This is a genomic window from Pseudomonas atagonensis, from assembly GCF_011369485.1.
Taxonomy (GTDB): Bacteria; Pseudomonadota; Gammaproteobacteria; order Pseudomonadales; family Pseudomonadaceae; genus Aquipseudomonas; species Aquipseudomonas atagonensis.
Genome location: NZ_VXCA01000059.1, coordinates 1 through 3,387, shown reverse-complemented (window position 1 = coordinate 3,387; position 3,387 = coordinate 1). Strand labels below are relative to the sequence as shown.

Here is a 3,387-nt window from a genome sequence, read left to right as displayed (position 1 = left end):
GATCGTTCTTTAAAAATTTGGGTATGTGATAGAAAGATAGACTGAACGTTACTTTCACTGGTAACGGATCAGGCTAAGGTAAAATTTGTGAGTTCTCTTAGTTGAGAAATTCGAATTTTCGGCGAATGTCGTCTTCACAGTATAACCAGATTGCTTGGGGTTATATGGTCAAGTGAAGAAGCGCATACGGTGGATGCCTTGGCAGTCAGAGGCGATGAAAGACGTGGTAGCCTGCGAAAAGCTTCGGGGAGTCGGCAAACAGACTTTGATCCGGAGATGTCTGAATGGGGGAACCCAGCCATCATAAGATGGTTATCTTGTACTGAATACATAGGTGCAAGAGGCGAACCAGGGGAACTGAAACATCTAAGTACCCTGAGGAAAAGAAATCAACCGAGATTCCCTTAGTAGTGGCGAGCGAACGGGGACTAGCCCTTAAGTGGCTTTGAGATTAGCGGAACGCTCTGGAAAGTGCGGCCATAGTGGGTGATAGCCCTGTACGCGAAAATCTCTTAGTCATGAAATCGAGTAGGACGGAGCACGAGAAACTTTGTCTGAATATGGGGGGACCATCCTCCAAGGCTAAATACTACTGACTGACCGATAGTGAACTAGTACCGTGAGGGAAAGGCGAAAAGAACCCCGGAGAGGGGAGTGAAATAGATCCTGAAACCGTATGCGTACAAGCAGTGGGAGCAGACTTTGTTCTGTGACTGCGTACCTTTTGTATAATGGGTCAGCGACTTATTTTCAGTGGCGAGCTTAACCGAATAGGGGAGGCGTAGCGAAAGCGAGTCTTAATAGGGCGTCTAGTCGCTGGGAATAGACCCGAAACCGGGCGATCTATCCATGGGCAGGTTGAAGGTTAGGTAACACTGACTGGAGGACCGAACCGACTACCGTTGAAAAGTTAGCGGATGACCTGTGGATCGGAGTGAAAGGCTAATCAAGCTCGGAGATAGCTGGTTCTCCTCGAAAGCTATTTAGGTAGCGCCTCATGTATCACTGTAGGGGGTAGAGCACTGTTTCGGCTAGGGGGTCATCCCGACTTACCAAACCGATGCAAACTCCGAATACCTACAAGTGCCGAGCATGGGAGACACACGGCGGGTGCTAACGTCCGTCGTGAAAAGGGAAACAACCCAGACCGTCAGCTAAGGTCCCAAAGTTATGGTTAAGTGGGAAACGATGTGGGAAGGCTTAGACAGCTAGGAGGTTGGCTTAGAAGCAGCCACCCTTTAAAGAAAGCGTAATAGCTCACTAGTCGAGTCGGCCTGCGCGGAAGATGTAACGGGGCTCAAACCATACACCGAAGCTACGGGTATCATCTTCGGATGATGCGGTAGAGGAGCGTTCTGTAAGCCTGTGAAGGTGAGTTGAGAAGCTTGCTGGAGGTATCAGAAGTGCGAATGCTGACATGAGTAACGACAATGGGTGTGAAAAACACCCACGCCGAAAGACCAAGGTTTCCTGCGCAACGTTAATCGACGCAGGGTTAGTCGGTCCCTAAGGCGAGGCTGAAAAGCGTAGTCGATGGAAAACAGGTTAATATTCCTGTACTTCTGGTTATTGCGATGGAGGGACGGAGAAGGCTAGGCCAGCTTGGCGTTGGTTGTCCAAGTTTAAGGTGGTAGGCTGGAATCTTAGGTAAATCCGGGATTCTAAGGCCGAGAGCTGATGACGAGTCATCTTTTAGATGACGAAGTGGTTGATGCCATGCTTCCAAGAAAAGCTTCTAAGCTTCAGGTAACCAGGAACCGTACCCCAAACCGACACAGGTGGTTGGGTAGAGAATACCAAGGCGCTTGAGAGAACTCGGGTGAAGGAACTAGGCAAAATGGCACCGTAACTTCGGGAGAAGGTGCGCCGGTGAGGGTGAAGGACTTGCTCCGTAAGCTCATGCCGGTCGAAGATACCAGGCCGCTGCGACTGTTTATTAAAAACACAGCACTCTGCAAACACGAAAGTGGACGTATAGGGTGTGACGCCTGCCCGGTGCCGGAAGGTTAATTGATGGGGTTAGCTAACGCGAAGCTCTTGATCGAAGCCCCGGTAAACGGCGGCCGTAACTATAACGGTCCTAAGGTAGCGAAATTCCTTGTCGGGTAAGTTCCGACCTGCACGAATGGCGTAACGATGGCGGCGCTGTCTCCACCCGAGACTCAGTGAAATTGAAATCGCTGTGAAGATGCAGTGTATCCGCGGCTAGACGGAAAGACCCCGTGAACCTTTACTATAGCTTTGCACTGGACTTTGAATTTGCTTGTGTAGGATAGGTGGGAGGCTTTGAAGCGTGGACGCCAGTTCGCGTGGAGCCATCCTTGAAATACCACCCTGGCAACTTTGAGGTTCTAACTCAGGTCCGTTATCCGGATCGAGGACAGTGTATGGTGGGTAGTTTGACTGGGGCGGTCTCCTCCTAAAGAGTAACGGAGGAGTACGAAGGTGCGCTCAGACCGGTCGGAAATCGGTCGTAGAGTATAAAGGCAAAAGCGCGCTTGACTGCGAGACAGACACGTCGAGCAGGTACGAAAGTAGGTCTTAGTGATCCGGTGGTTCTGTATGGAAGGGCCATCGCTCAACGGATAAAAGGTACTCCGGGGATAACAGGCTGATACCGCCCAAGAGTTCATATCGACGGCGGTGTTTGGCACCTCGATGTCGGCTCATCACATCCTGGGGCTGAAGCCGGTCCCAAGGGTATGGCTGTTCGCCATTTAAAGTGGTACGCGAGCTGGGTTTAGAACGTCGTGAGACAGTTCGGTCCCTATCTGCCGTGGACGTTTGAGATTTGAGAGGGGCTGCTCCTAGTACGAGAGGACCGGAGTGGACGAACCTCTGGTGTTCCGGTTGTCACGCCAGTGGCATTGCCGGGTAGCTATGTTCGGGAAAGATAACCGCTGAAAGCATCTAAGCGGGAAACTTGCCTCAAGATGAGATCTCACTGGAACCTTGAGTTCCCTGAAGGGCCGTCGAAGACTACGACGTTGATAGGTTGGGTGTGTAAGCGCTGTGAGGCGTTGAGCTAACCAATACTAATTGCCCGTGAGGCTTGACCATATAACACCCAAGCAATTTGCGTCGAAGAGACCAGATTGCGGTGTGTGAAGACGAAACGAACCGAAAGTTCGATGTTCACAAACACCAGCTGTCACATACCCAATTTGCTGAAGCGAGACCCTCACGTCACGACTCAGTACCAGAATTTCTTGACGACCATAGAGCGTTGGAACCACCTGATCCCATCCCGAACTCAGAAGTGAAACGATGCATCGCCGATGGTAGTGTGGGGTTTCCCCATGTGAGAGTAGGTCATCGTCAAGATTAAATTCCGAAACCCCAATTGCGAAAGCAGTTGGGGTTTTGTTTTGCCCGCAGGAAAGCGCC

The 3,387-nt window shown here is 51.0% G+C and carries 2 rRNA genes; both read left to right on the top strand.

Annotated elements, in window-relative coordinates:
* Positions 1–166 precede the first annotated feature (166 nt).
* A 23S ribosomal RNA gene (locus tag F2P67_RS27405) occupies positions 167–3,060 on the top strand.
* 148 nt (positions 3,061–3,208) lie between these two features.
* A 5S ribosomal RNA gene (gene rrf, locus F2P67_RS27400) occupies positions 3,209–3,324 on the top strand.
* Positions 3,325–3,387: the final 63 nt, after the last annotated feature.